At 59.7% G+C, this 25,259-nt stretch carries 25 protein-coding genes; 15 read left to right on the top strand and 10 right to left on the bottom strand.

Annotated features, from left to right (window positions below):
• Positions 1-99 precede the first annotated feature (99 nt).
• The 9 genes from amaB (at position 100) to HU754_RS04215 (ending at position 11,267) form a co-directional block, all read left to right on the top strand.
• Complete coding sequence (amaB, locus tag HU754_RS04175; protein ID WP_186621028.1) at positions 100-1,590, top strand: L-piperidine-6-carboxylate dehydrogenase; 1,491 nt, start codon at positions 100-102, stop codon at positions 1,588-1,590.
• Between the two features lie 164 nt (positions 1,591-1,754).
• Positions 1,755-3,038: an L-pipecolate oxidase gene (gene amaA / locus HU754_RS04180; RefSeq protein WP_186621026.1), complete on the top strand. Its 1,284-nt coding sequence runs from the start codon at positions 1,755-1,757 to the stop codon at positions 3,036-3,038.
• A 368-nt stretch (positions 3,039-3,406) separates the two neighbouring features.
• Positions 3,407-4,540 carry an ABC transporter substrate-binding protein gene (locus tag HU754_RS04185; protein ID WP_007915892.1) on the top strand — a complete coding sequence of 378 codons (1,134 nt, stop codon included), beginning with the start codon at positions 3,407-3,409 and terminating at the stop codon, positions 4,538-4,540.
• 240 nt (positions 4,541-4,780) lie between these two features.
• Positions 4,781-5,695, top strand: a complete 915-nt coding sequence (locus tag HU754_RS04190; protein ID WP_007915894.1) for an ABC transporter permease subunit — start codon at positions 4,781-4,783, stop codon at positions 5,693-5,695.
• Positions 5,696-5,698: 3 nt separating this feature from the next.
• The gene (gene livM / locus HU754_RS04195) at positions 5,699-7,000 is read left to right on the top strand and encodes a high-affinity branched-chain amino acid ABC transporter permease LivM (RefSeq protein ID WP_099757854.1); all 1,302 of its coding nucleotides are present in this window, start codon (positions 5,699-5,701) and stop codon (positions 6,998-7,000) included.
• On the top strand, positions 6,997-7,869 hold the full coding sequence (locus tag HU754_RS04200) for an ABC transporter ATP-binding protein (protein ID WP_016985385.1): 873 nt from the start codon (positions 6,997-6,999) through the stop codon (positions 7,867-7,869). The genes livM and HU754_RS04200 overlap by 4 nt, the downstream gene beginning before the upstream one ends.
• A complete protein-coding gene (locus HU754_RS04205; protein ID WP_007915900.1) occupies positions 7,866-8,582 on the top strand; it encodes an ABC transporter ATP-binding protein in 717 nt (238 codons plus the stop codon). The genes HU754_RS04200 and HU754_RS04205 overlap by 4 nt, the downstream gene beginning before the upstream one ends.
• Positions 8,583-9,421: 839 nt before the next feature.
• Complete coding sequence (locus tag HU754_RS04210) at positions 9,422-10,186, top strand: SDR family oxidoreductase (RefSeq protein WP_093430198.1); 765 nt, start codon at positions 9,422-9,424, stop codon at positions 10,184-10,186.
• A gap of 175 nt (positions 10,187-10,361) precedes the next feature.
• A complete protein-coding gene (locus tag HU754_RS04215) occupies positions 10,362-11,267 on the top strand; it encodes a cation diffusion facilitator family transporter (RefSeq protein WP_186621024.1) in 906 nt (301 codons plus the stop codon).
• 109 nt (positions 11,268-11,376) lie between these two features.
• Here HU754_RS04215 and HU754_RS04220 read toward each other — a convergent pair whose 3' ends face one another.
• The 7 genes from HU754_RS04220 to HU754_RS04250 all read right to left on the bottom strand — a co-directional run bounded on the left by HU754_RS04220 (position 11,377) and on the right by HU754_RS04250 (position 16,607).
• Complete coding sequence (locus HU754_RS04220) at positions 11,377-12,510, bottom strand: AGE family epimerase/isomerase (RefSeq protein WP_186621022.1); 1,134 nt, start codon at positions 12,508-12,510, stop codon at positions 11,377-11,379.
• Between the two features lie 182 nt (positions 12,511-12,692).
• On the bottom strand, positions 12,693-13,265 hold the full coding sequence (locus tag HU754_RS04225) for a HupE/UreJ family protein (protein ID WP_186621020.1): 573 nt from the start codon (positions 13,263-13,265) through the stop codon (positions 12,693-12,695).
• Positions 13,266-13,292: 27 nt separating this feature from the next.
• On the bottom strand, positions 13,293-13,907 hold the full coding sequence (ureG, locus tag HU754_RS04230) for an urease accessory protein UreG (RefSeq protein WP_007915910.1): 615 nt from the start codon (positions 13,905-13,907) through the stop codon (positions 13,293-13,295).
• An 11-nt stretch (positions 13,908-13,918) separates the two neighbouring features.
• The gene (locus HU754_RS04235) at positions 13,919-14,593 is read right to left on the bottom strand and encodes an urease accessory protein UreF (protein ID WP_186621018.1); all 675 of its coding nucleotides are present in this window, start codon (positions 14,591-14,593) and stop codon (positions 13,919-13,921) included.
• Positions 14,590-15,090, bottom strand: a complete 501-nt coding sequence (ureE, locus tag HU754_RS04240) for an urease accessory protein UreE (protein WP_008087160.1) — start codon at positions 15,088-15,090, stop codon at positions 14,590-14,592. The genes HU754_RS04235 and ureE overlap by 4 nt, the downstream gene beginning before the upstream one ends.
• A gap of 299 nt (positions 15,091-15,389) precedes the next feature.
• Positions 15,390-16,022: a TetR family transcriptional regulator gene (locus tag HU754_RS04245; RefSeq protein ID WP_123530830.1), complete on the bottom strand. Its 633-nt coding sequence runs from the start codon at positions 16,020-16,022 to the stop codon at positions 15,390-15,392.
• A 168-nt stretch (positions 16,023-16,190) separates the two neighbouring features.
• The gene (locus HU754_RS04250) at positions 16,191-16,607 is read right to left on the bottom strand and encodes a hypothetical protein (RefSeq protein ID WP_186621016.1); all 417 of its coding nucleotides are present in this window, start codon (positions 16,605-16,607) and stop codon (positions 16,191-16,193) included.
• Between the two features lie 385 nt (positions 16,608-16,992).
• Here HU754_RS04250 and HU754_RS04255 point away from each other — a divergent pair, with 385 nt between their 5' ends.
• Positions 16,993-19,068 carry an AsmA family protein gene (locus tag HU754_RS04255; protein ID WP_186621014.1) on the top strand — a complete coding sequence of 692 codons (2,076 nt, stop codon included), beginning with the start codon at positions 16,993-16,995 and terminating at the stop codon, positions 19,066-19,068.
• Between the two features lie 93 nt (positions 19,069-19,161).
• Here HU754_RS04255 and HU754_RS04260 read toward each other — a convergent pair whose 3' ends face one another.
• A complete protein-coding gene (locus HU754_RS04260; protein WP_093430205.1) occupies positions 19,162-19,695 on the bottom strand; it encodes a ferritin-like domain-containing protein in 534 nt (177 codons plus the stop codon).
• A gap of 98 nt (positions 19,696-19,793) precedes the next feature.
• Complete coding sequence (locus tag HU754_RS04265; RefSeq protein WP_186621012.1) at positions 19,794-20,759, bottom strand: LysR substrate-binding domain-containing protein; 966 nt, start codon at positions 20,757-20,759, stop codon at positions 19,794-19,796.
• A 92-nt stretch (positions 20,760-20,851) separates the two neighbouring features.
• Between HU754_RS04265 and HU754_RS04270 the strand changes: the two genes are divergently transcribed.
• The 3 genes from HU754_RS04270 to HU754_RS04280 all read left to right on the top strand — a co-directional run bounded on the left by HU754_RS04270 (position 20,852) and on the right by HU754_RS04280 (position 22,766).
• Entirely contained in the window at positions 20,852-21,490 is a 639-nt protein-coding gene (locus tag HU754_RS04270; protein WP_186621010.1) for an FMN-dependent NADH-azoreductase, read from the top strand.
• On the top strand, positions 21,491-21,796 hold the full coding sequence (locus tag HU754_RS04275; RefSeq protein ID WP_093430208.1) for a DMT family transporter: 306 nt from the start codon (positions 21,491-21,493) through the stop codon (positions 21,794-21,796).
• Between the two features lie 91 nt (positions 21,797-21,887).
• Positions 21,888-22,766: an esterase/lipase family protein gene (locus HU754_RS04280; protein ID WP_186621001.1), complete on the top strand. Its 879-nt coding sequence runs from the start codon at positions 21,888-21,890 to the stop codon at positions 22,764-22,766.
• A 114-nt stretch (positions 22,767-22,880) separates the two neighbouring features.
• Here the strand turns inward: HU754_RS04280 and HU754_RS04285 are convergent, their stop codons facing one another.
• The gene (locus tag HU754_RS04285) at positions 22,881-23,768 is read right to left on the bottom strand and encodes a DMT family transporter (protein ID WP_186621000.1); all 888 of its coding nucleotides are present in this window, start codon (positions 23,766-23,768) and stop codon (positions 22,881-22,883) included.
• 96 nt (positions 23,769-23,864) lie between these two features.
• Here HU754_RS04285 and HU754_RS04290 point away from each other — a divergent pair, with 96 nt between their 5' ends.
• Complete coding sequence (locus HU754_RS04290; protein ID WP_093430359.1) at positions 23,865-24,659, top strand: AraC family transcriptional regulator; 795 nt, start codon at positions 23,865-23,867, stop codon at positions 24,657-24,659.
• A gap of 63 nt (positions 24,660-24,722) precedes the next feature.
• Positions 24,723-25,028: a PsiF family protein gene (locus tag HU754_RS04295; protein ID WP_007950613.1), complete on the top strand. Its 306-nt coding sequence runs from the start codon at positions 24,723-24,725 to the stop codon at positions 25,026-25,028.
• Positions 25,029-25,259: the final 231 nt, after the last annotated feature.

Here is a 25,259-nt window from a genome sequence, read left to right on the forward strand (position 1 = left end):
GTCGTTTGTTGCCTCGCCATTGTGACGCTACAACTAAAGGCCTGCCCGGTCGCGAAAAAGCGTCCGCACACATTCAGTTTTTTGCTTGAGGAGTGACCCATGGTTGCCGCATTGCTTGATCGTCTTGGTGTGAACCCGGCCCTTTATCAGAACGGCAAAGTGCCGGTGCATTCGCCGATCGACGGCAGCCGCATCGCCGCCGTGAACTGGGAAGGCCCGGCCGAAGTCGAGCAGCACATCAGTCGCGCAGATCATGCGTTCGAGCTATGGCGCAAAGTACCGGCGCCGCGTCGTGGCGAACTGGTGCGTCAATTCGGTGAAGTACTGCGCGAATACAAGGCTGATCTCGGCGAACTGGTTTCCTGGGAGGCGGGCAAGATCACTCAGGAAGGCTTGGGTGAAGTGCAGGAGATGATCGACATCTGCGACTTCGCCGTCGGCCTGTCCCGCCAGCTGTACGGTTTGACCATTGCCTCCGAGCGTCCGGGCCACCATATGCGTGAAACCTGGCATCCGCTGGGCGTGGTCGGGGTGATCAGCGCGTTCAACTTCCCGGTTGCGGTGTGGGCATGGAACACCACGCTGGCACTGGTTTGCGGCAACCCGGTGGTGTGGAAACCATCAGAGAAAACCCCGCTGACCGCGCTGGCCTGTCAGGCGTTGTTCGATCGCGTGGTGAAGAATTTCAGCGATGCCCCGGCGAACCTTTGCCAAGTGATCATCGGTGGTCGCGATGCCGGCGAAGCGCTGGTCGATGACCCGCGTGTCGCACTGATCAGCGCCACCGGCAGCACGCGCATGGGCCGTGAAGTCGCGCCGAAAGTCGCCGCGCGTTTCGCTCGCAGCATTCTGGAGCTGGGCGGTAACAACGCGATGATCCTCGGCCCGAGCGCCGATCTGGACATGGCGGTACGGGCGATTCTGTTCAGCGCCGTCGGTACTGCCGGGCAGCGTTGCACCACCCTGCGTCGACTGATTGCCCATGAGTCTGTGAAAGAAGAAATCGTTACTCGCCTCAAAGCTGCGTACTCGAAAGTGCGCATCGGCAATCCGCTGGAAGGCAATCTGGTCGGCCCGCTGATCGACAAGCACAGCTTCGAAAACATGCAGGACGCGCTGGAGCAGGCGTTGAGCGAGGGCGGTCGGGTGTTCGGTGGCAAGCGTCAGCTTGAGGATCAATTCCCCAACGCCTACTACGTTTCGCCGGCGATCGTTGAAATGCCCGAGCAAAGTGATGTGGTTTGCAGTGAGACCTTCGCACCGATTCTTTATGTAGTTGGCTACAGCGATTTCCAGGAAGCGCTGCGCCTGAACAACGCCGTGCCACAAGGTTTGTCGTCGTGCATCTTCACCACCGATGTGCGCGAGGCCGAGCAGTTCATGTCGGCAGTCGGCAGCGACTGCGGCATCGCCAACGTCAACATCGGCCCGAGCGGTGCCGAAATTGGCGGCGCGTTTGGTGGCGAGAAAGAGACCGGTGGCGGGCGTGAGTCCGGCTCGGACGCGTGGCGCGCCTATATGCGCCGGCAGACCAACACCGTGAACTACTCGCTGGAGTTGCCGCTGGCGCAGGGCATCACATTCGACTGACAGGTGGAGATCCCTCCTTGTGGGAGCGAGCCTGCTCGCGAATACGGTGGGTCAGTCGACATTGATGTTGGCTGATACGCCCCTTTCGTCGGAACGCCGCCCGGAGCAAGCTCGCTCCCACAGGATCAGCACTGTGTTTGGCAGGTTTCTGTTGGAGTCTGGCAATGCCGTTACGCGAAGAATGTCTGTGGGAAAAGCTCACGCCGCAAAGGCCGGATAACACCGCGCTACGGGGCGAAGTAAATGTCGATGTCTGCGTGATCGGCGCCGGGTTCACCGGATTGTCGGCGGCGCTGCATCTGTTGGAAAAAGGCAAAAGCGTCTGCGTGCTGGAAGCGCATCGCGCCGGTCACGGCGGTTCCGGGCGCAACGTCGGGCTGGTCAACGCCGGCCTGTGGATCCCGCCGGACGAGATCGAGGCCGGGTTTGGCGAAGCGGTCGGCAGCCAGCTCAACCGCATGCTCGGAGCGGCGCCGGCGCTGGTGTTCAGCCTTGTGGATAAGTACAACATCGATTGCCAGTTGCGCCGCGAAGGCACCCTGCACATGGCGCACAACGCCAAGGGCGAGGCGGATCTGCGCAGTCGCGAGCAACAATGGAAGCGCCGTGGTGCGCCAGTCGAACTGCTGACCGGCAAGGCCTGCGAGCAAGCCACCGGCACGCAAAAAATTGCCGCTGCGTTGCTCGATCGTCGCGCCGGCACGCTCAACCCAATGGCTTATGTCACCGGGTTGGCCAACGCAGTGAGCGGACTCGGCGGGCAAATGTTCGATCATTCCCCAGTCTCTCGCCTTGAGCGTCAGGGCGCGAAATGGTCGGTGCAGACCGAACACGGTTCGGTATTGGCCGAGCAAGTGGTCATCGCTTCCAACGCCTACACCGAAGGCGACTGGACCGAACTCAAACGCAACTTCTTCCCCGGTTATTACTACCAGGTCGCCTCGGTACCGCTGAGCGAAGACGCCGCGCAGGCAATTCTCCCGGGCGGGCAGGGCTCGTGGGATACGCGTCAGGTGTTGAGCAGCATCCGCCGTGACAAAGAAGGGCGGTTATTGCTCGGCAGCCTGGGCAACGGCAATCAAAAACCGACCTGGTTTCTCAAGGCCTGGGCCGACCGCGTGCAGCAGCATTATTTCCCCAATCTGAAACCGGTCGAGTGGGAATGCACCTGGACCGGGCGTATAGCTTTTACGCCCGATCACCTCATGCGTCTGTTCGAGCCTGCGCCGGGGCTGGTGGCCGTCACTGGTTACAACGGCCGTGGCGTCACCACCGGCACCGTGGTCGGCAAGGCTTTCGCTGATTACCTGTGTAACGGAAATCCTCAAGCCCTGCCGATTCCCTTCGCACCGATGCAGCCCCTGACCGGTGTGGGCTTGCGCAGTTGCCTGTACGAGGCCGGGTTCTCGCTGTATCACGCGGGCCAGTGCCTGCGCATTGTGATTTGAGTGTTGAAATATGTTGCCGGACGCGGCGCTTTTTCACGTAGCGACTAGCCTGTAATGGTGCGGGTTGTAGCAGTCCCGCACCAGCAGTGTGCAGTTCGGTGACGCGGGCTGTTACAGGCTGGTTGCACGTCGTTTGGCGCCGCGGTTGCAATGATGGCGCGTGCGGGTTGCGCCTGAAAAAATAAATGGTTTCACCTTCCGCGGTTTAGACGGTTGCACGCCCAATGAAAATGGGAACGAAACAGTCGAAATAACAAGAAAGCAGCGACTTTTTGAAGAATAAAAAACCGATGGCACGGCCCTTGCTCAGAGCAATCAGTGAAGTGAAGTCGCAGTGCCAACTAAAAAAAACCTTGGAGCACCACCTCATGTCCCAGACGTTTTACAAGAAAGGCTTTCTGGCCCTCGCAGTGGCTACTGCGTTGGGTGTTTCTGCGTTTGCTCAAGCTGATGTGAAAATCGGTGTAGCGGGTCCAATGACGGGCGCCAACGCGGCATTTGGCGAGCAGTACATGAAGGGTGCACAGGCAGCGGCTGACGCAGTCAACGCAGCAGGCGGCGTCAACGGGGAGAAAATCGTACTGGTCAAAGGCGATGACGCCTGCGAACCGAAGCAGGCCGTGACGGTCGCCAAGGACCTCACCAACCAGAAAGTCGCCGGCGTGGTCGGTCATTTCTGCTCCTCTTCGACCATTCCAGCGTCGGAAATCTACGACGAAGCCGGGATCATCGCGATCACCCCGGGTTCGACCAACCCACAAGTCACCGAGCGTGGCCTCAGCGCCATGTTCCGTATGTGCGGGCGTGACGATCAGCAAGGCATTGTGGCCGGCGACTACATCGTCGACGTGCTCAAGGGCAAGAAAGTCGTCGTACTGCACGACAAAGACACCTACGGCCAAGGCCTGGCGGATGCCACCAAAGCCCAACTGGTCAAGCGCGGCGTGACGCCTGTGTTGTACGAAGGCCTGACCCGTGGCGAAAAAGACTTCAGCACCATCGTTACCAAGATCCGTGGCGCTGGCGCCGACGTCGTCTACTTCGGCGGTCTGCACCCGGAAGCCGGCCCGCTGGTTCGCCAACTGCGTGAACAAGGCCTGAAAGACGTCAAGTTCATGTCCGATGACGGCATCGTGACTGACGAACTGGTGACCACCGCCGGTGGCCCGCAATTCGTCGACGGCGTGCTGATGACCTTCGGCGCCGACCCACGTCTGCTGCCAGACAGCAAGACCGTGGTAGATGCTTTCCGCAAGGCCGGTACCGAGCCTGAAGGCTACACCCTGTACGCCTACGCTTCGGTGCAAACCCTGGCTGCCGCGTTCAACGGCGCGAAGTCCAACAAGGGCGAAGAGGCTGCGGCCTGGCTGAAGAAAAACCCGGTTAAAACCGTCATGGGTGAAAAAACCTGGGACTCCAAGGGCGACCTGAAAGTCTCCGACTACGTGGTTTACCAGTGGGACAAGGACGGCAAATATCACCAGCTGGAAAAACAGAAGTAAGGGCTGACGCGATCAGCTGATCCCCACCGATCCAATGTGGGAGCGAGCTTGCTCGCGAAGACGGAATGACTGCCAACACATGTGTTGAATGATCGACCGCTTTCGCGAGCAGGCTCGCTCCCACAGGGACGGTGTGGGACGGGCGGATCGTGGCTGACATTGCTCCGACGTAAATCTGTATTTTTCCTAGAAGAACCGCACATCACTGGTGTGCAGGTTCTCACTGCGTGAGATTGCGTTATGGATGGTATTTTCCTGCAGCAACTGGTCAACGGCCTGACCCTCGGGTCGGTCTATGGCCTGATCGCCATCGGCTACACAATGGTCTACGGCATCATCGGCATGATCAACTTCGCCCACGGCGAGGTTTACATGATTTCTGCTTACCTGGCGGCAATCAGTCTGGCTCTGCTGGCTTACTTCGGTATTGAATCCTTCCCGCTGCTGATGCTCGGCACCCTGATTTTCACCATCGTGATCACGGCGGTGTATGGCTGGGTCATCGAGCGTGTCGCTTACAAACCCCTGCGCAACTCCACCCGACTGGCACCGTTGATCAGCGCCATCGGTATCTCGCTGATTCTGCAAAACTACGCACAGATCGCCCAGGGCGCCAAACAACAGGGCGTACCTACCCTGCTGACCGGTGCGTGGCGTGTTGAAGTCGGTACCGGCTTCGTGCAACTGACCTACACCAAAGTCTTCATTCTGGTGGCCGCATTCGTCGGCATGGGCCTGCTGACCTACGTCATCAAGTACACCAAGCTCGGACGCATGTGTCGTGCGACCCAGCAAGACCGCAAGATGGCTTCGATCCTCGGCATCAATACCGATCGGGTCATTTCCTATGTGTTCATCATCGGTGCAGCCATGGCGGCGCTGGCCGGCGTGCTGATCACCATGAACTACGGCACCTTCGACTTCTATGCCGGCTTCATTATCGGCATCAAGGCGTTTACCGCAGCGGTACTCGGCGGGATCGGTTCATTGCCCGGGGCAATGCTCGGCGGGATCATCCTCGGCATCTCCGAGTCGCTGTTCTCCGGCCTGGTCAACTCCGACTACAAAGACGTGTTCAGCTTCTCGCTGCTCGTACTTGTTCTGGTCTTCCGGCCGCAGGGCCTGTTGGGCCGTCCTCTTGTGTCGAAGGTGTAAGCGATGTCTTCAACCACTCAAAAATCCATCGATATCAAAAAAAGCCTGGTTGAGGCGATTCTTGCCGGCCTGATTGCCCTGATCGTTTTCGGCCCGATTGTCGGCGTTGTACTCGAGGGTTACAGCTTCAACCTCGAACCGACCCGCGTGGCCTGGATCATCGGCATTGTCATGATCGGCCGCTTTGCCCTCAGCCTGTTCCTGCAAACGCCCAAGGGCCTGAAAATTCTCGACGGATTCGAGAGCACCGGCTCTGGTGTGCACGTGCTGCCTGCCGATCACAAATCCTCGCTGCGCTGGATCATTCCGCTGCTGATTGTGCTGGCTGTCATCGTGCCGTTTGTCTCCAACTCCTATCTGCTCGGCGTGGTCATCCTCGGGCTGATCTACGTGCTGCTGGGGCTGGGGTTGAACATCGTGGTCGGTCTGGCCGGTCTGCTCGACCTTGGTTATGTGGCGTTCTACGCCATCGGTGCCTACGGTCTGGCCTTGGGTTATCAATACCTGGGGCTGGGGTTCTGGACGGTGTTGCCGCTGGCTGCGATCACTGCCGGGCTGGCCGGTTGCATCCTCGGTTTCCCGGTGCTGCGTCTGCATGGCGACTACCTGGCGATCGTGACCCTGGGCTTCGGTGAAATCATTCGTCTGATCCTCAACAACTGGTTGTCGCTGACTGGCGGCCCGAACGGCATGCCGGCGCCATTGCCGACGTTCTTCGGTCTGGAGTTCGGCAAGCGGGCGAAGGATGGCGGGGTGCCGTTTCATGAGTTCTTCGGCATCGCCTACAACCCGGATGTGAAGTACTACTTCATCTACGCAGTGTTGTTCCTTGTGGTACTGGCCGTGCTGTACATCAAGCATCGTCTGGTGAAAATGCCGGTCGGCCGCGCCTGGGAAGCCTTGCGTGAAGATGAAATCGCCTGCCGCTCGATGGGCCTCAACCACGTGCTGGTCAAGCTCTCGGCGTTCACCATCGGGGCATCGACCGCCGGTCTTGCCGGGGTGTTCTTCGCCACCTACCAAGGCTTCGTCAACCCGACCTCGTTCACCTTCTTTGAATCGGCGTTGATCCTCGCCATCGTCGTGCTCGGCGGTATGGGCTCGACCATCGGCGTGGTGATTGCGGCATTCGTACTCACCGTCGCTCCGGAATTGCTGCGCGGCTTCGCCGAATATCGCGTGCTGCTGTTCGGCATCCTGATGGTGTTGATGATGATCTGGCGACCACGCGGGCTGATTCGCATCAGCCGGACCGGGGTCACTCCACGCAAAGGTGCCATTCACTATGAGAGGACTGCGCCATGAGTGAAGTCGTACTCTCTGTTGAAAAACTGATGATGCATTTCGGTGGCATCAAGGCCTTGAGCGATGTCAGCCTGAAGGTCAAACGCAACTCGATCTTCGCCCTGATCGGCCCCAACGGTGCAGGCAAGACCACGGTGTTCAACTGCCTGACCGGGTTCTACAAGGCCTCGGGCGGCAAGATCGAACTCAATGTGCGCGGTCAGCAGACCAACGTCATCCAGTTGCTCGGCGAGTCGTTCAAACCGACCGACTTCGTTTCGCCGAAATCTTTCCTCAGCCGTATGTACTACAAGATGTTCGGCGGCACGCACCTGGTAAACCGTGCAGGCCTGGCGCGGACGTTCCAGAACATTCGCCTGTTCAAGGAAATGTCGGTGCTGGAAAACCTGTTGGTGGCCCAGCACATGTGGGTCAACCGCAACATGCTTGCCGGCATCCTCAATACCAAGGGCTACCGCAAGGCCGAAAGTGACGCGCTGGATTGCGCGTTCTACTGGCTGGAGGTGGTCGATCTGGTGGACTGCGCCAACCGGCTCGCCGGTGAGCTTTCCTACGGCCAACAGCGTCGTCTGGAAATTGCCCGGGCCATGTGCACGCGGCCGCAGATCATCTGCCTCGATGAACCGGCCGCCGGCCTCAACCCTCAGGAAACCGAAGCGCTCAGCGCGATGATCCGGCTGCTGCGCGACGAGCACGATCTGACCGTGGTGCTGATCGAACACGACATGGGCATGGTTATGAGCATTTCCGACCACATCGTGGTGCTGGACCACGGCATCGTCATCGCCGAAGGCGGGCCTGAAGCGATCCGCAACGATCCGAAAGTGATCGCAGCCTATCTGGGCGCCGACGAAGAGGAGCTGGTATGACGCAACCGATCCTCGAACTCAAAGACCTCGACGTCTTCTATGGCCCGATCCAGGCGCTCAAAGGTGTTTCGCTGCAGATCAACGAAGGGGAAACCGTCAGCCTGATCGGCTCCAACGGTGCCGGCAAATCGACGTTGCTGATGTCGATCTTCGGCCAGCCACGGGCGGCAGGCGGGCAGATCCTTTATCAAGGCGTCGACATTACCCACAAGTCCTCGCACTACATCGCCTCCAACGGCATCGCGCAATCGCCGGAAGGGCGGCGAGTGTTCCCCGATATGACCGTCGAGGAAAACCTGCTGATGGGCACCATCCCGATTGGCGACAAGTACGCCAAAGAGGACATGCAGCGTATGTTTACGCTGTTCCCACGGCTTGAAGAGCGACGTAACCAGCGGGCGATGACCATGTCTGGCGGTGAACAGCAAATGCTCGCCATTGCCCGTGCCTTGATGAGCCGACCAAAGTTGTTGCTGCTCGATGAGCCGAGCCTGGGCCTGGCGCCGATTGTGGTGAAGCAGATTTTCGCGACCCTGCGCGAATTGGCGAAAACCGGCATGACCATTTTCCTGGTTGAGCAGAACGCCAACCATGCGCTGAAGCTGTCGGACCGCGCATATGTGATGGTCAACGGTGAGATTCGCCTGACGGGCACGGGTAAAGAGTTGCTGGTGAATGAGGAGGTGCGTAACGCCTATCTGGGCGGGCACTGATTCTTCGACGTTATTCACAACCCCGGCGACGGAAGTCCCGGGGTTTTTTTATCTCGCAAATCCACCGCAACCCCCTATAGGAGTGAGCCTGCTCGCGATCGCGGTTTCCCATTCGCCATCACCGGTGGCTGATACACCGCTATCGCGAGCAGGCTCACTCCTACAGTTGATCTGCGCCAGAATCCAGAATTGTGGAAAACAAATTCCCCAAGCTGCCAAAGCGCGACATATAGACGCTGCAAATGGCTGTTTTTCCACAGATTTGACTTGTCCCCGTTTGCTGTGGAGCTGGCTGTGAATAACGTGGGTGTATCTGGCTGCGCGCCATGTAAACCGTGGCCTGCAAGTGTGTGGTTGTTTTTTGATCAGGCGTTTTTGCGGGGCTTGAAGTCTTTGTTGTCAACCTTTTTATAGTGTCGCGAATAGCAGCCATTCCGGGTGAACAAGCCTGTGGATAAGTCTGTGATTAAACTCTGGAAAGACTGCGCTGAGGGCCGTAATTACTGGCCTCGCGCAATCACTGCGCTGACTGCTCGGTCGTGCAAAATGCCATCTCCCGCACATCTGCCGCTTCAGGGTCAAGCAAAAAACTTTCTATTTCGCCCGCAAAGCCTTGTGTGGCGCGGCTTTGCGCGTTTCCAGTTGCCCCCGGAAACTGTGGAAGGGACTGTGGATAACATGCGTGCACATGGCTACAGGCCACGGTCGCTATGGCGTTGGCATGTCTGGTTGTTTTTTGTACAGCTTGTGGGTGTTGCCCGTGAATGCGCGGGCGGGCATGCTGCCTGCTGATTTTCTATTCCAAGGGCTGCCCCGGCGGCCGAAGCAAGGAGAACACGATGTCCAACACCCTGTTTATCACCGGCGCGACGTCCGGATTTGGTGAAGCCTGCGCCCGCCGTTTTGCCGAGGCTGGCTGGAAACTGGTGCTGACCGGCCGTCGTGAAGAGCGCCTCAATGCGTTGTGCGCCGAATTGTCGAAACAGACCGAAGTGCACGGTCTGGTGCTTGATGTGCGTGACCGCAAGGCGATGGAAGCGGCGATTGCCAACCTGCCGCCGTCGTTCGCCAAGCTGCGTGGCCTGATCAACAACGCCGGTCTGGCATTGGGCGTGGACCCGGCGCCGAAGTGCGATCTCGACGATTGGGACACCATGGTCGACACCAACGTCAAAGGCCTGATGTACGCCACCCGCTTGCTGCTGCCGCGCCTGATCGCCCATGGCCGTGGCGCCGGCATCGTCAACCTTGGCTCCATTGCTGGCAACTATCCGTATCCGGGCAGCCATGTGTATGGCGCAACCAAGGCGTTCGTTAAACAGTTCTCGCTGAACCTGCGTTGCGACTTGCAAGGCACGGGCGTGCGGGTCAGCAACATTGAGCCTGGGCTGTGCGAGAGCGAGTTCTCGCTGGTGCGTTTTGCCGGCGATCAGGAACGCTACAACGCGACCTACGCTGGTGCCGAGCCGATCCAGCCGCAGGACATTGCCGAGACGATTTTCTGGGTGATGAACGCGCCGGCGCACATCAACATCAACAGTCTGGAATTGATGCCGGTGAGCCAGACCTGGGCGGGTTTTGCCATCGAGCGGAATAAGGCTTAAGACCGCGCTGGAGCCCTTCGCGAGCAGGCTCGCTCCCACATTGGAATGCATTTCAAAGTGGGAGCGAGCCTGCTCGCGAAGGGGGCAAATCGGCCAAAACAGGGCGATAAGGTAAACTCCTCATGCAACAACCCAACCGCACCCCGCGGTTTTCAGGGTTTTTCGAGGAGTCAAAGTGAGTAACCGAGGTGAGCAGGCACTGCTCAAACAATCGACCATTCTGATGTTGGCGGTGGCGATTGCCGGGATCGTCACCGGTTTTGTTTCAGGTTCGCAATCCATCCTGTTCGATGGTTTTTTCTCGCTGATCGCAACGTTCATCAAGGTCTTGATGCTGATCACCGCCAAGCTGATCGCCAAGCAAAGCAATCACCGTTTCCAGTTCGGGTTCTGGCATCTGGAGCCGATGGTGCTGCTGATCGAAGGCAGCTTCCTGATGTTGATCGCGATCTACGCGTTTCTCAACGGCGTGTTCGGCATCATCAACGGTGGCCGCGACATCGAGTTGGGGCTGGTGATCATTTATGCCGCGGTGTTTACCGTGGTCGAATTCGCCTACTTCTTCTACGTACGGCAGCGCAATCGCAAGCTCAAATCCAGCCTGATCCAGTTCGACAACATCAGTTGGCTGGTGGACGCGATGCTGTCCGTGGGCCTGTTGGTGAGCTTCCTTGCGGCGCTGCTGCTCAAGTCTCAGGGTTATGGTCAGTGGGCGGTGTATGTCGACCCGCTGATCCTGATCGTGCTGGCCCTGACCATGTTGCCGCCGGCGTTCAAGATTCTTGGCCCGGCCTTACGCGATGTGCTGGGGATCGCGCCGGACACGCTGGATGATCAGGTGCGCCAGGTGATGGACGCGGCGAAGATCGAGCATGGTTTCGACGATTACGTGTCGTACGTGCAGAAGCACGGGCGGGCGCGGTTTATCGAGATTCATGTGGTGTTGCCGGCGGATTATGCGCTGAGCAATGTCGGGCAACTGGATGCGTTGCGCGAAGAGATCTCGGCGAAGCTGGGCAAGCCGGATGCTGCGCGCTGGCTGACCATCAGCTTTACCGGCGACAAGAAGTGGATCGCCTAGAGACCGCATAACGGCTAATCGTCGGATCGCCGCCCGGAGCAGGCTCACTCCTACATTTGGAATGCGTTCCCCTGTAGGAGTGAGCCTGCTCGCGATAGCTATTTATCCGTCAGCGAAGATATTCAGCCAGGCCGCTATAGCAAGTCGCCAAGTGATACGGCGTAGTCGAAGGCATGTCCTTGCGACTCACCTCGCCCAACTCATCCCGGCACTCATGCCAGCCACCGGCATGCAGAAACCGCAACTGCAACGCCTGTAACTGGCGCAACACCACCGCTTCACTACCCTGACGCAACGTCAGCGCCCGCAGATATTCCGCCTGAGCCCAGATCCGTTGAGTCGAGTCTCGCGGGCGTCCATCCGTTTCCAGATCGAGCATCGCCCGCACCGCGCCGGATGACTGCACCACACCGTATTGCTCGGTGAAGGCAAATGCCCGGTCCAGTGCTGTATGCAGTTTCGAACCACGTAATAACGGCGACGATTCGAGCAGGAAATACCATTCGAACTGATGCCCCGGCTCATACCAGTTATCCACAGCCCCGAGCGGCTTCTCCATCAACACGCCATATTGCGGATCGACGAACTGCTTGTGCATGGCTGTGCATAACGCCAGCAACGCTGTCTGCGTTTGGGCATCTTCGCGCACGGCAAGGGTGGCGAGGAACGCTTCGGCCAGATGCATCAACGGGTTTTGCAGCGGACCGGTTTGCAGGGTGATCCAGTCCCGTTCCAGGCAGGCTTCGTACAAGCCATCGCCGGTGGCGAAACGCCGGCCGATGATTTCCAGCGCCGCATTCAACGTCGACTCGACCAGCGGATCGCCGGATTTTGCCCAGTAATGCGCGCAGGCAAACAGGATAAAAGCGTGGGTGTAGAGATCCTTGCGCTGATCCAGCGGTTTGCCCTGGGCATCGACGCTGTAGAACCAGCCGCCATGCTCCGCATCATGAAAGTGCCGTTGCAAGGAGCGGAACAGCGCCGCCGCACGCACTTCAGCGTTATCCACAACCCCGATCAGACTGGAAAACAGATACAGCTGCCGCGCACAGGCCATCGCCCGATAGCGCTGCGGCGGCAGTGGTTGATGCGTGGCGTCCAGCGCCTCATAGGGCAGCGCCATGTCGGCGTTCCAGCCCGGGCCTTGCCAGAGCGGCACGATCACGTTGACGAAGTGCTGTTGCACAGCGCCGAACAGGGCGGTCAATTCGGGCAGGGAGGTGGAGCGAGAAGCGTGGGGCATGGGCGGACGTCGTCACGGCTGGGGCGATTGCGCGACATGGTAGCAGAGAGACCGGCCTGAGCGATGTGGTGTCTGTCAGACCGCCTTCGCGAGCAGGCTCGCTCCCACAGTGGATTTGCAGCGTACACAAAATCTGTGGGAGCGAGCCTGCTCGCGAAGAGGCCAGTGCAGGCGCTAAAAAATCATCCTGCCAACAACCAGACCCCGGTCGCCGCCGAAGCCGCACCCGCCAACCGCACCAGCGGCGCCGCTGCCTGCGGCAACACGCGAACCACGCCATAACCGACGGCATGCAAAGCGGCGGTCGCCACAACGAAACCCGCCGCATACGCCCAAGGACTGCTCATGTCTGGCAGTTCCAGACCATGCGCCACGCCATGGAACAACGCAAACAGCGCCGTCGCCGCTACTGCCATGACCAACGGCGGCCGCACCGCCAAGGCCACTGCCAGACCCAGCGCCAGCACCGATGCGGCAATTCCGCTTTCCAGCGCTGGCAATTCCAGCCCTTCAAAACCGAGCATGCCGCCGATCAGCATGGTGCCGACAAACGTGCACGGCAGCGCCCAGCGCGCGGCGCCCTGCTGCTGCGCGGCCCACAAACCGACAGCCAGCATCGCCAGCAAATGGTCGAGGCCGCCAATCGGGTGGCTGATACCAGCGACCAGGCCGCTGTCGCCATGCCCCGGGTGAGCGAAGGCTAATGCCGGAGTCAGCAGCAGCGCCACAGCGCCAAGAATGCGTTTGAGTGTCATGAATAAGCTTCCTTGTTGATAAGTGAATCAGGCTGCAGTCAGCAGGCCCTGGCGTTCGATGAAGGCGATGATTTGCTCAAGGCCCTGACCGGTTTTCTGGTTGCTGAAGACGAACGGCTTACCGTTGCGCATGCGTTTTGTGTCGCTGTCCATCATCTCCAGCGAGGCGCCCACCAGCGGCGCCAGGTCGATCTTGTTGATCACCAGCAGATCGGATTTGCAGATCCCCGGCCCGCCCTTGCGCGGCAATTTGTCGCCCGCTGAGACGTCGATCACGTAGATGGTCAGGTCGGACAGTTCCGGGCTGAAGGTCGCCGACAGGTTGTCGCCGCCGGATTCCACCAGAATCAGATCCAGTCCCGGGAAGCGCCGGTTCAGTTGATCCACCGCTTCAAGGTTGATCGAGGCGTCTTCGCGGATCGCGGTGTGCGGACAGCCACCGGTTTCCACGCCGATGATCCGCTCCGGTGCGAGGGCTTCGTTGCGCACGAGAAAATCGGCGTCTTCGCGGGTGTAAATGTCGTTGGTGACCACGGCGAGGTTGTAGCGCTCGCGCAGGGCCAGACACAGGGCCAGGGTCAACGCGGTTTTGCCGGAACCGACCGGGCCGCCGATGCCGACGCGCAGAGGTTGTGTGTTCATGGTTGTTTCTCCTAAGAGCGGAAGAGGCGGCTGTACTGGCGCTCGTGGGCCATGCACGCCAGGGACAGGCCGAACGCGGCGCTGCCCATGTGGTCGGGGTTGATTCGGCTGGCGTCCTGCTGCGCCTGTTGCAGCAGCGGCAGCAGTTCGCTGGTCAGGCGTTGGGCGGCTTGCTGGCCCAGCGGCAAGGTTTTCATCAGGACGGCGAGCTGGTTTTCCAGCCAGCTCCATAACCACGCGGCGAGGGCGTCTTGCGGGCTGATGCCCCAAGCGCGCGCGGCCAGCGCCCAGCACAGGGCCAGATGCGGTTCGGGGCATTGATCAAGAAAATCGCGGGCGGCTGCGTCGAGTTCCGGCAAACCATTGAGCAACTGCTGCAACGAATAGCCCATCTGCCGGCTCTCCAGATGCAACTCGCGCGTCTCGCGACTGGTGCGATGGCTTTCGCAAAGGATCTGCAATTCAGCCCACTGTTCATCCGCCGCTGCCTGGCAATGCGCGAGCAGCAGCGGCGCTTCGAAGCGGGCGAGGTTGAGCAGTAACTGATCGCTGATCCAGCGCCGGGCACTGTCCGGGTTGTTCACGCGGCCGTTATCCACCGCCATTTCCAGGCCTTGCGAATAGCTGTAGCCGCCAATCGGCAATTGCGGACTGGCCAGGCGCAGCAGCGCCCAGGCCGGATTCACAGGCGTACGCCGAACTGATGGAGTTTCGGCGCGTAGTTGAAGTCCTCGTCGCCGTGGCGTGAATGGTGATGGCCGCCGCCGTAAGCACCGTGTTCCGGCTGGAACGGCGCTTCAATGGCTTCGACCTGCGCGCCCAACTGTTCGAGCATGGCCTTGAGCACGTAATCGTCGAGCAGACGCAGCCAGCCATCGCCGACTTGCAGGGCAACGTGGCGGTTACCCAGGTGATAGGCAGCGCGGGTCAGTTCGAAGGCGTTGGCGCAGGTGACGTGCAGCAATTGCTCGGGGCGGGCGCAGACGCGGACGATGCGGCCGTCTTCAGCCTGTAGGCATTCGCCGTCATACAGCGGCGGCTGACCGCGCTCCAAAAACAACCCGACGTCTTCGCCCTCGGCACTGAAACAGCGCAAACGGCTTTTGCTCCGTGCCTCGAAGGTCAGGTGCAACTCAGCGGCCCAGACGGGTTGAGGGTCGATTCTGCGGTGAATCACCAGCATCGGAAAGCTTCCAGCTATGGACAATACTCTGGCTAGAGCAAGGGCCTTGCCAATCGGACGAGATGTAGGAAATCCCTGTCGGAGCGTAGTGGATGTTTCAAGATGTTGCGGAATTTTGGAATGTTTTGGTGCGTGAAGATTTTTTTATGCACCAAATGGAGGCTGATGCGCCGAACCTTTTTAGGAGTGAGCCTGCTCGCGATAGCAGTGTGTCAGTCAGCAACTATTTGACTGATAGACCGCTATCGCGAGCAGGCTCACTCCTACAGGGGATTTGTGGTGTGGCGGGAAGAGGGGAGTTACTCGGTACTGCCCAGCCCTTGCCAGTGCTTGAGCCCAATAAAGATAAAGCGCAGTTGCTGGGTGATCTTCGCCTGTGGCGTCAGATGTTCCGGCAAGGCTTCGGCGGGCGGATCGATGATGTCGGGGAGGGTGGCAAACACCGATTTGACGATCAGGTCGGCCACCACGCTCAGGCCGGCGGCGTCCAGATGCTGCAGTTTGGGCATCATCGTCAGGTCGGCCGCCAGGTCGGAGCTGATGTTCTCGCGCAACCGGCCGATTGCCTGACGCACCGGCAGCGAACCGCCGTACTGCTCGCGCGCAAGAAACAGGAATTGCGAGCGATTGGCGCTGACCACATCGAGAAAGATCCGCACCGACGCATCGATGATGCCGCCCATGACGAATTCGTTGTGGCGCACCAGGCGAATGGTCTCGCGAAAGGTCTGGCCGACCTCGCTGACGAGCACCAGCCCGAGTTCGTCCATATCGGCAAAATGCCGGTAGAAACCGGTGGGCACGATGCCGGCGGTTTTCGTCACTTCGCGCAGGCTCAGGCTGCCGAATCCTCGGCCGCTCTCCATCAAGTGGCGGGCAGCGTCCATCAGGGCGTTGCGGGTTTGTTGTTTCTGTTCGGCGCGGGGCAGCATCGCAGGGTGTGTTCTTCGGCAGGACAAGCGCCGCACTCTAGCAAATCGGCTTTGTCGGCGTCGAACGACGGGGCAGTAAAGCGAGGGTTTTTACGGGGTTCTTACCAGAACCTGAAAAGTCAAAAGCCCAATCCGTCGATTGGGCTTTTTTTCTGGGCCACCATGGGCTCAGCTCACAGCGCTGTTGCGTTCGATCACACGGTCACCACCACCTTCGGCAACAGCCTGGCCTTGTGGGGTTTTGTCGTAGCCGTCTTCAACCAGACCTTTTTCTTCGAGGCGATTGCGACCGTTTTCGGCGACAGCCTGGCCTTGTGGAGTTTTGTCGTAGCCGTCTTCGACCAGACCTTTTTCTTCCAGACGGTTGCGACCGTTTTCCGCTACCGATTGGCCTTGTGGAGTTTTGTCGTAGCCATCTTCAGCGAGGGTGCCTTTGGTGTGGTCGGAACCATCAGCGGCAACGGTCTGGCTGAACACCGAGTAGCTGGTTTTGACTTGTGGAGTGGCTTGATCGGCAGCAGGCAGGGCGAAAGCAGTGCTGGTCAGCATCGAGAGAGTAAGACTAAGCAGTAATTGGCGTTTCATGGTGGGTTGCTCCTTGGGAGGGCGATAAAGTGGGTACGAGGGCAATGCTACTCTCGATAAGTCGATATAAAAGTTCATAAACGCAATGGTAATAATCAACAGAATTGATTGTTCTGCCGGGAGGCTCTAGTTCGCGGCTTTCCGGGCGACGGTTTTGCACCGGGGTGGGTATTTCCGACTCACTCGCGCCTCGCAAAAGTGCGGGTCGCGGTAACACTGTTCGACTGATCGGTCAGATTTCGCGCGACTTTTTACGCGGTTATTGGCCTTTCGATTAAACCTGCGGCTGGTTTGCCAGTCGTAGATTTCATGAGGGCCGCTTTGGCCCGCCGTTTCAGCCGTACGCCGCAGTCTTTGCGTGCGGTCGTGATCAGGAGCTTTGTGCATGACGCGCACTGGAAAAATCTTCAGCTGGACCTTCGCCATCCTCGTGCTGCTACTGGCCGTGCTGGTATTGATCATCGTGTTCTTCGACTGGAACCGGATCAAACCGCCGCTCAACGCCAAAGTCTCGGAAGAACTGCACCGATCGTTCGCCATCAATGGCAACCTCGCGGTGATCTGGCAGCGCGAGCCGGACGAGGGTGGCTGGCGCGCCTGGGTGCCGTGGCCGCACGTGGTCGCTGAGGATTTGAGCCTGGGCAACCCGGACTGGTCGAAAAAGCAGCAGATGGTCACGCTCAAACGCGTTGAGCTGCGTATCTCGCCGCTGGCATTGCTGGCGCAACGCGTGGTGATTCCACGCATCGACCTGACCGAACCCAATGCCGAGTTGCAGCGTCTGGCCGATGGCCGCGCCAACTGGACGTTCAAGTTCGACCCGAAAGATCCGAACGCTGAACCCTCGAGCTGGGTGGTCGACATCGGCGCCATCGGTTTTGACAAGGGCCATGTCACCCTCGACGATCAAACGCTCAAAACCAATCTTGATGTGCTGATCGATCCGCTGGGCAAACCCATCCCCTACAGTGATATCGTCGGTGACAAAGCAGCGAAGACTGCGCAGGACAAGGGCGGTGCGCCGCAGGATTATGCATTTGCCTTGAAGGTCAAAGGCCAATACCACGGTCAGAACCTCACCGGCCAAGGCAAGATCGGTGGGCTGCTCGCCTTGCAGGATGCGCGCAAGCCATTCCCGCTGCAGGCCCAGGCGAAGATCGGCGACACTCGCATCGAACTGGCCGGCACGCTGACGGATCCGCTCAACCTCGGCGCCCTCGATCTGCGCCTGAAACTGGCCGGCGCCAGCCTCGGCAATCTTTATCCGCTGACTGGCGTGACCCTGCCGGACACCCCTCCGTATTCCACTGACGGTCACTTGATCGCCAAACTGCACGATGAGGCCGGGGCGAAATTTACCTACGAGCAGTTCAACGGCAAGATCGGCAGCAGCGACATCCATGGCGACCTTACCTACGTCGCCAGCCAGCCACGGCCGAAACTCAGCGGCGCGTTGCTTTCCAATCAACTGTTGTTCGCTGACCTCGCACCGCTGATCGGCGCTGACTCCAATGACAAGCAGAAGGCGCGCGGCGGCGAAAGCAAACAGCCGGCCGATAAAGTGCTGCCGGTGGAAGAGTTCAAGACCGACCGCTGGCGCGCGATGGATGCCGACGTCGAGTTCACCGGCAAGCGCATCGTCCACAGCGAGAAACTGCCATTCAACGACCTCTATACCCACCTGAAACTTAACGATGGCGAGCTCAGCCTGGAGCCACTGCGCTTTGGCGTGGCGGGCGGCAATCTTGATGCACAGATCCGCCTCAACGGTCGTACCGAACCGCTTGAGGGCCGCGCGAAATTGACCGCGCGCAAGTTCAAGCTCAAGGAGCTGTTCCCGACGTTCGAGCCGATGAAGACCAGTTTCGGTGAACTCAACGGCGACGCCGATATCACTGGTCGCGGCAACTCGGTGGCCAAACTGCTGGGCGGCGCCAACGGCAAGTTGAAGATGTTGATCAACGACGGCGCGATCAGCCGTGAGCTGATGGAACTGGCCGGGCTCAACGTCGGCAACTATGTGGTCGGCAAGATCTTTGGCGACAAGGAAGTGAAGATCAACTGCGCGGCGGCGGACTTCGACATCAAGACCGGTCTGGCGACCACGCAGCTGTTTGTCTTCGATACCGAGAACGCGATCATCTATATCGATGGCACGGCGAACATGGCCACCGAGCAACTCGACCTGACGGTGACCCCGGAGTCCAAGGGCTGGCGGTTGATTTCCCTGCGTTCGCCGCTGTATGTACGCGGCAAATTCATCAAGCCGGATGCCGGCGTGAAGGCCGTGCCGCTGATGTTGCGCGGGGCGGGGATGGTTGCGCTGGGTGTGATCGCCGCGCCGGCGGCGGGGCTGTTGGCGCTGGTGGCACCGAGTGGCGGTGAGCCGAATCAGTGTGCGCCGTTGCTGGAGCAGATGAAGGCGGGCAAGGCGCCCGTTACCGTAAAACCTACCAAGTAATCTTCAGCGTTAGTAAAGACGCCATCGCGAGCAGGCTCACTCCTACATTTGGAATGCGTTCCCATGTAGGAGTGAGCCTGCTCGCGATAGGGTTTAGAGGTCGTTCAGGATGTCAGCCATGTCATCGGCGTGCTCTTCTTCCTGCGCCAGGATATCTTCGAAAATACGTCGCGTAGTCGGGTCTTTCTCGCCGATGTACTGGATGATTTCGCGATAGCTGTCGATGGCGATCCGCTCGGCAACGAGGTCTTCGTAGACCATCTCTTTGAGGGTGTTGCCGGCCACGTATTGCGCGTGGGACATCTTCGACAGCATGTCGGGGTTGAACTCGGGCTCGCCACCCAATTGCACAATGCGCTCGGCCAGACGGTCAGCGTGCTGGGCTTCCTGGGTGGCGTGTTCGAGAAACTCTTCGGCGGCCACATGGGCTTTCACACCATTGGCCATGAAGTAGTGGCGCTTGTAGCGCAGCACGCAGACCAGTTCGGTGGCCAGCGATTCATTGAGCAAGCGCAGCACCTCTTCACGGTCGGCGCTGTAGCCCTCGGTGACGGCGCCGTTCTCGACGTGTTGGCGCGCACGTTCGCGCAAGGTTTGAACATCTGACAGATGCAGGTCGTCGCTCATTTCGATCTCCTGGAGGCTAATCCGATTGTCGCCACGTTCTGCGGACGCGGTCGCTACCTAAGCTGTGAGTCGTGAGCGTTGCAAAAAGTTTTATCGGTTTACGCAACCCCTGTAGGAGCTGCCGAAAGCTGCGATCTTGGCGCCAGCCCGGACAAAACTGCCTCCTCGCGCAGCCAGGCAAAAAAAGCCCGCACCGGCGGATGCCGCTCGCGCCCCGGCACGCACAACGCGCTGTACCCGGCGCCATCGACCTGAACCTGGCCTATGAACGGCACCAGCAAACCGCTGGCGACACTCTCCGACACCAGAATATTGCTCGCCAGCACCAGCCCTTGCCCGGCGATCGCCGCTTGCAGGGCGTAATGCTCTTCATCGTATTCGCGGATGGCCGGTTGCGCGTGTAACCAGTTCTCGCCGGCCTTGGCGCACCACGCTTCCCAGCCATGGGCATACAGCTTCGAGTTATGCCAACGCACGCTGATCAACGTCGGTGTACGCCGCGCCGCCAGCGCCACTTGCTCGGGTGAGCCGTACACGCCGAACGACTCATCGAACAGGCACAGGCCATACAGGTTCGGGTAATCGTCGAGGCTGTAGCGCAGGACCAGATCGACACTGGCGTCCTGATGCAGATCGATGACTTCGCAGTGCGTATCGAGGCGCACGTTGATGTTCGGATGCTGCGCGTAAAAGCGCCCGAGACGCGGCACCAGCCACAGCGCCGCGAATGCGGCGGTGGTCGATAGCGTCAGCGTGCTGGCGTTGCGTTGCGGGCGCAGGGTGTCGACGCTTTGCGCCACCTCCAGCAATGCGCCGTGCAGGCTGCGAAACAGGCGCTCGCCGCCCTCGGTCAGACGTACCTGGCGCGGCAGACGCTCGAACAGCGCGACACCGAGCCAGTCTTCCAGCGAACGGATCTGATGAGAAATCGCGGTCGGCGTGACCGACAGCTCTTCGGCGGCAGCCTTGAAGCTCAGCAATCGTGATGCCGATTCAAAGGCGCGCAGGGCGGTCAGCGGTAACGAGGCAAACATTGGAAAACTCCATGGATGAAATAAATTCATCCAGACTGATTTTTGCTCATTTGAGAAGAAGCAATGGCGAGCCGCAAGCTGCAAGCCACAAGCAGTTTGATTCTAGTCCGGAGGATTTACAGATGAGCAGGATTCTTGCGATACATGCCAGCCCACGTGGTGACCGTTCGCACTCGCGGCGGTTGGCGGAAAGTTTTCTCAGCGCCTGGCAGGTGCGTCATCCACAGGCGCAGGTGACCCGGCGTGAAGTCGGCCGAGCGTTGATTCCGGCGGTCAACGAGGCCTTTGTCGCTGCCGCGTTTTATCCGGAGCCTGAAGCGCGCCCATTGTCGATGCAGGCTGATCTGGCATTGAGCGATCAACTGGTTGGCGAGTTGTTCGACCACGACCTGCTGCTGATTTCCACGCCGATGTACAACTTCAGCGTACCCAGCGGCCTTAAGGCCTGGGTCGATCAGATCGTGCGGCTGGGCCTGACCTTCGATCACACGCTGGACAATGGCGTCGCCCAGTACACCCCGCTGTTGCAGGGCAAGAAGGCGCTGATCGTCACCAGTCGCGGTGGTTTTGGCTTCGGCCCGGGCGGCGAGCTGGAAGCCTTGAACCACGCCGATCCCTGGTTGCGCGCGGCGCTGGGGTTCATCGGCATCAACGACGTCAGCGTGGTCGCTGCCGAGGGCGAAGAGTCCGCCGAACGCACCTTCGCGGTGTCGTTGGCCGAGGCCGAGCAGCGTTTGCTCAGCCTTGCCCGGGAGTTCTAGGTGGCCTGGCTGTTCCTGCTGATCGCCGCCGGATTTGAAGTGACGTTCGCCATGGGCATGAAATACGCCGAAGGCTTCACCCGGCTCTGGCCGTCGTTGATCACGGTGATTGCGGCGATCGGCGGGATCTACTTCCTGACACTGGCAATGCGCGAGTTGCCGGTGAGCATCGCCTACCCGATCTGGACCGCGATTGGCTCACTCGGCACGGTGTTCCTCGGTTTCGCCCTGTTGGGCGAGAGCCTGACGCTGGTCAAACTGCTATCAGTCGGGCTGATTGTGGCGGGGGTGGTGGGCCTGAAGTAGGCTGGTCGTTGAGTTGTCATCATCAAGGAGGATGCTTGGCGGGCGTTTTGCACGCCTGGCATCCACTCACCGACCACAAGGATGTTTGCCCATGTCAACGCGTTATCCACTGGTGCTGGTGCCCGGCATGCTCGGGTTTATCCGGCTGGTTCTCTATCCGTACTGGTACGGCATCATCAAGGCGCTGCGCCGTGGTGGGGCGACGGTGATTGCTGTACAGGTGTCGCCGCTGCATTCGACGGAGGTGCGCGGCGAGCAGTTGCTGGCGCGGATTGATGAGATTTTGCGCGAGACCGGGGCGCACAAGGTCAACCTGTTCGGCCACAGTCAGGGTTCGCTGACGGCGCGCTATGCGGCGGCGAAACGGCCGGATCTGGTGGCCTCGGTGACGTCGGTCGCCGGACCGAATCATGGCTCGGAACTGGCGGACTATCTGCAAAAACACTACCCGGCGGACAGCGCCAAGGGCCGTCTGCTTGAAGCATTGCTGCGTTTTGTCGGCTGGCTGATGGCACTGCTGGAGACCGGTTACCACGGGCCGAAACTGCCGGTGGATATTCACGCCTCGCACCAATCGCTGACGACTGAGGGTGTGGCGCTGTTCAATCAGCGTTATCCACAGGGCTTGCCTGAAACCTGGGGTGGGCACGGGCCGGAGGAGGTTAACGGCGTACGTTATTACTCATGGTCAGGCACGTTGCAGCCGGGCAAGACTGATCGTGGCGGTAATCTGTTCGACGGCACCAATCGTAGCTGTCGCTTGTTTGCGAAAACCTTCGTGCGTGAGCCGGGGCAGTGCGACGGCATGGTCGGGCGGTACAGCTCGCATCTGGGCACGGTGATTGGCGATGACTATCCGCTGGATCACTTCGACATCGTCAATCAGTCGCTGGGGCTGGTCGGCAAGGGCGCGGATCCGGTGCGGCTGTTTGTCGAGCATGCGGCGCGGCTTGAGGCTGCCGGGGTTTAGCCCTGAGACCGCGTTATCGTTCTTCGCGAGCAGGCTCGCTCCCACAAATGACCGCATTCCTTCAGTTGAAATGCAATCCAATGTGGGAGCGAGCCTGCTCGCGAAGAGGCCGGATCAGGCGACGCTTGATTCGCGGCCCAACACGGTGGTCCAGCGCTCAGACAAAATCACCCCGCCCAAGGTCAGCAACCCACCGACCAGGTGATACATCGCCAACTGCTCCTTCAACACCACTGCTGCAATCAGCGCGGTAATCAACGGCAGCAAGTTAAAGAACAACGTCGTGCGACTCGGCCCCAACCGCTGCACAGCTTGCATCCACGCCAGTGGCGCAAGCATCGACGCCAGCAGGCATGCATACAACACCAGCGGAATGTTCTGCAGGGTCAAACCGGTTTTTGGCGAGGCGGCATACAAAGGAAACAACACGACAATCGCCACCAGCACCTGCAAATACAGCAACACCAGCGGCGGCAGGCGCAGCTGCCATTTTTTCAGCAAAGTGCTGTAGATCGCATAGGCCAGGGTGGCGATCAGCATCATCGCATCACCCATGTTCACGCCGTGTTGCAGCAACGCGCCGAGGCTGCCGGACGAGACCACGACCAATACGCCGGCAAACGACAGAACCGCACCGACCAGCGCACCGGCGGTCAGGCGTTGGCCGAGACTGATGATCGCCATGGCCAGCGACATCAACGGCATCAGCGAGAGGATGATGCCCATGTTGGTCGCCGTGGTCAGGGTTGCGGCGAAGTAGGCGAGGCTCTGATAGACCGCCATGCCGAGTACGCCGAGGATGAAAATCCTGCTCAGATTCGGACGGATCTGCGGCCAGTGCGCGATCACCGCTTTGAGCATGAACGGGGTGAACAGCAAACCGGCGAGCAGCCAGCGGTAGAAGCCGATCTCGGCGGGGAAAATCGCCCCGACCGCCAGTTTGTTGATCACGGTATTGCCGGCCCAGATAAAAATCGCCAGCAGCGGAAACGCGTATTGCATGAGTCGAAACCAGTACGTTGATGAAGGGCAATTATCCATTGTCTGGATGCAGGCCTATACTGCGAACCAGACAACCTGCCTCTGAAACCGGACAGCATGAACAGCAAACACATCGATCTGCTGGATTTCAGCGAACTGCCGTCAGCGGTATACTTCCGCTACGCCGATTTCAATGCCCACGAATTCGCCGCGCCGCATCGGCATCCGTGGGGCACGCTGGAGTACGCCGCTCATGGCGTGCTGCACATGGACGTCGACGGCAGCCGTTTCATGTCGCCGCCGCAGTACGCGGTGTGGGTGCCGCCGCAGGTCGAGCACAGTTTCTACAGCCATCAACCGGTCAACTATCGCGCGGTGTGCCTTGACCCCAAAGTCTGCGCCGAACTGCCCAAGCGCGCCTGTACCCTGGCGATCAGCGACATTCTCAAGGCGATTCTCAAAGACTTCGCCGCCCGTGACGTGAAGATTCCTGAACTCGATGCCGATCAGCGTCTGGCTCAGGTTCTCGTCGATCAACTGCAACAGGCGCCAGTGCACGAATGCTATCTGCCGTACGCGAGCAGTCCGGGGTTGCTGGCGATTCTCGAAACCTTGCAGGCCGAGCCGGGCAACAATCAGCCGCTGGCGCATTGGGCGCTGCAGGTGCACGTCAGCGAACGCACGCTGGCCCGGCAATTCGTTCGGGAGCTGGGGATGAGTTTCGGCGAGTGGCGCCAGCGTCTGCGCTATCTCGCGGCAATCGAGGCGCTGGAAACTTCGCGCAGCGTGCAGGAAATCGCCTTCGATCTCGGCTACAGCAGTGGCTCGGCGTTTATCGCCATGTTCGCGCGGCAGGCCGGGTGTACGCCAGAGCAGTATCGCCGTAGCCATCTGGAAGGCAGGAAGGTGTAACAAGATTTGGCTACACTCCAGCAGAGGCCGTTCCCATCGGTACGGCGACAAGGAGAAAACTCCATGAAGATGTTGCGTGTCCCTTTGTTGATGATTGGTTTGCTCCTGTGTTCCCAGGGTTTTGCCGCCACGGCGCAACAGAACAAGATGACCACCTGCAATGCTGATGCGACCGCCAAGAGTCTGAAAGGCGATGAGCGCAAAACCTTCATGAGCACCTGCCTTAAGGCAGCGCCAGCGGCCAACGATGCCAAGGCCCTGACCCCGCAGCAGGAGAAAATGAAAACCTGTAACGCCGACGCGAAAACCAAAGCCCTGACCGGCGATGCGCGCAAGACGTTCATGAGTGATTGCCTGAAGAAAAAATAATCCGGTTCTGTGGAGTGTCAGGGTCGACGCGTCCGCTTGAGATTTGCCCTCACCCTAACCCTCTCCCGGAGGGAGAGGGGACTGACCGCGGTGTCTCAAGAAACTCGTCGACCTGAAAAACCGGGCGATTATGGATTCCATGGCGCTGTTTCAGGTCACTGGATATCCAGTGCATCCCCCAATCGGTGCCCTCTTCCGGAGGGAAAGGGGACTGACCGCGGTGTCTCAAGA

It is taken from the genome of Pseudomonas zeae, assembly GCF_014268485.2.
Lineage (GTDB): Bacteria > Pseudomonadota > Gammaproteobacteria > Pseudomonadales > Pseudomonadaceae > Aquipseudomonas > Aquipseudomonas neuropathica.

Excerpts from the sequence above, each read along its gene's own strand:
- HU754_RS04190 (WP_007915894.1), top strand. The coding sequence starts at position 4,781 with ATGGATGGTATTTTCCTGCAGCAACTGGTCAACGGCCTGACCCTCGGG.
- HU754_RS04290 (WP_093430359.1), top strand. The coding sequence starts at position 23,865 with ATGAACAGCAAACACATCGATCTGCTGGATTTCAGCGAACTGCCGTCA.
- HU754_RS04225 (WP_186621020.1), bottom strand. The coding sequence starts at position 13,265 with ATGACACTCAAACGCATTCTTGGCGCTGTGGCGCTGCTGCTGACTCCG.
- HU754_RS04205 (WP_007915900.1), top strand. The coding sequence starts at position 7,866 with ATGACGCAACCGATCCTCGAACTCAAAGACCTCGACGTCTTCTATGGC.
- HU754_RS04250 (WP_186621016.1), bottom strand. The coding sequence starts at position 16,607 with ATGAAACGCCAATTACTGCTTAGTCTTACTCTCTCGATGCTGACCAGC.
- HU754_RS04220 (WP_186621022.1), bottom strand. The coding sequence starts at position 12,510 with ATGCCCCACGCTTCTCGCTCCACCTCCCTGCCCGAATTGACCGCCCTG.
- HU754_RS04260 (WP_093430205.1), bottom strand. The coding sequence starts at position 19,695 with ATGAGCGACGACCTGCATCTGTCAGATGTTCAAACCTTGCGCGAACGT.
- HU754_RS04270 (WP_186621010.1), top strand. The coding sequence starts at position 20,852 with ATGAGCAGGATTCTTGCGATACATGCCAGCCCACGTGGTGACCGTTCG.
- HU754_RS04285 (WP_186621000.1), bottom strand. The coding sequence starts at position 23,768 with ATGCAATACGCGTTTCCGCTGCTGGCGATTTTTATCTGGGCCGGCAAT.
- amaB (WP_186621028.1), top strand. The coding sequence starts at position 100 with ATGGTTGCCGCATTGCTTGATCGTCTTGGTGTGAACCCGGCCCTTTAT.
- ureG (WP_007915910.1), bottom strand. The coding sequence starts at position 13,907 with ATGAACACACAACCTCTGCGCGTCGGCATCGGCGGCCCGGTCGGTTCC.
- HU754_RS04255 (WP_186621014.1), top strand. The coding sequence starts at position 16,993 with ATGACGCGCACTGGAAAAATCTTCAGCTGGACCTTCGCCATCCTCGTG.
- ureE (WP_008087160.1), bottom strand. The coding sequence starts at position 15,090 with ATGCTGGTGATTCACCGCAGAATCGACCCTCAACCCGTCTGGGCCGCT.
- HU754_RS04210 (WP_093430198.1), top strand. The coding sequence starts at position 9,422 with ATGTCCAACACCCTGTTTATCACCGGCGCGACGTCCGGATTTGGTGAA.
- HU754_RS04185 (WP_007915892.1), top strand. The coding sequence starts at position 3,407 with ATGTCCCAGACGTTTTACAAGAAAGGCTTTCTGGCCCTCGCAGTGGCT.
- HU754_RS04295 (WP_007950613.1), top strand. The coding sequence starts at position 24,723 with ATGAAGATGTTGCGTGTCCCTTTGTTGATGATTGGTTTGCTCCTGTGT.
- HU754_RS04280 (WP_186621001.1), top strand. The coding sequence starts at position 21,888 with ATGTCAACGCGTTATCCACTGGTGCTGGTGCCCGGCATGCTCGGGTTT.
- livM (WP_099757854.1), top strand. The coding sequence starts at position 5,699 with ATGTCTTCAACCACTCAAAAATCCATCGATATCAAAAAAAGCCTGGTT.
- HU754_RS04265 (WP_186621012.1), bottom strand. The coding sequence starts at position 20,759 with ATGAATTTATTTCATCCATGGAGTTTTCCAATGTTTGCCTCGTTACCG.
- HU754_RS04245 (WP_123530830.1), bottom strand. The coding sequence starts at position 16,022 with ATGCTGCCCCGCGCCGAACAGAAACAACAAACCCGCAACGCCCTGATG.
- amaA (WP_186621026.1), top strand. The coding sequence starts at position 1,755 with ATGCCGTTACGCGAAGAATGTCTGTGGGAAAAGCTCACGCCGCAAAGG.
- HU754_RS04200 (WP_016985385.1), top strand. The coding sequence starts at position 6,997 with ATGAGTGAAGTCGTACTCTCTGTTGAAAAACTGATGATGCATTTCGGT.